We start from the raw sequence: 773 nt of genomic DNA, 5'->3' as shown, positions 1-773 counted from the left end.
GGATCTGGCCGGGACCGTAGCGGCGTTGGGGGAGGGCGTCAGTGGCTGGCTGCCGGGGGATGAGGTGTACGCCATGGCCACCGGTATTGGTGGTATTCAAGGCTCATTGGCCGAATACGCGGCGGTCGATGCACGGCTGTTGGCACGTAAACCGCGCAACTTGAGCATGCGTGAGGCTGCCGGATTGCCGCTGGTGCTGATCACCGCTTGGGAAGGTCTGGTCGACCGGGCTCGCGTTCGGCTCGGGCAGAAGGTATTGATCCATGGTGGCGCCGGTGGTGTTGGCCATGTCGCGGTGCAAATCGCCCGCGCTTTTGGCGCAGAAGTTTTTGCTACGGGCTCTGCCGGGCAGCAGTCGATTATCGAAGGGTTCGGCGCGACGTTTATCGATTACCGCAAGTCTTCGGTTGAAGACTATGTGGCGGAGCATACGGCCGGTGAGGGCTTCGACATTGTCTATGACACAGTGGGGGGTGAAACGCTGGATGCGTCATTCAAGGCGGCACGGATGTATCACGGTCATGTGCTCAGTTGCCTGGGGTGGGGGCAGCACAGCCTGGCACCGCTTTCCTTTCGCGGGGCGACTTACTCCGGTGTCTTCACTTTGCTGCCGCTCCTGACCGGCAAGGGGCGTGAGCATCACGGCGAGATTCTGCACGAGGCGGCGCAGTTGATTGAGGCGGGCAAGCTCGCGCCATTGCTTGCCCCGCACTCGTTCACGCTGGAATCCGCAGAAGACGCCCATGTACTGCTCGTGTCAGGAGCGGCAACGG

At 62.1% G+C, this 773-nt stretch carries 1 protein-coding gene; it reads left to right on the top strand.

The window, feature by feature from the left end:
* Positions 1 to 773: zinc-binding dehydrogenase (locus AC1DVH_RS32145; protein WP_477757170.1), on the top strand; the 773-nt coding region annotated here is incomplete at both ends.

The sequence above is a fragment of the Pseudomonas sp. P4_C3 genome, assembly GCF_056402075.1.
Note: the sequence above shows the minus strand (reverse complement) of the source record. Positions and strands in the feature narration are given on the sequence as shown.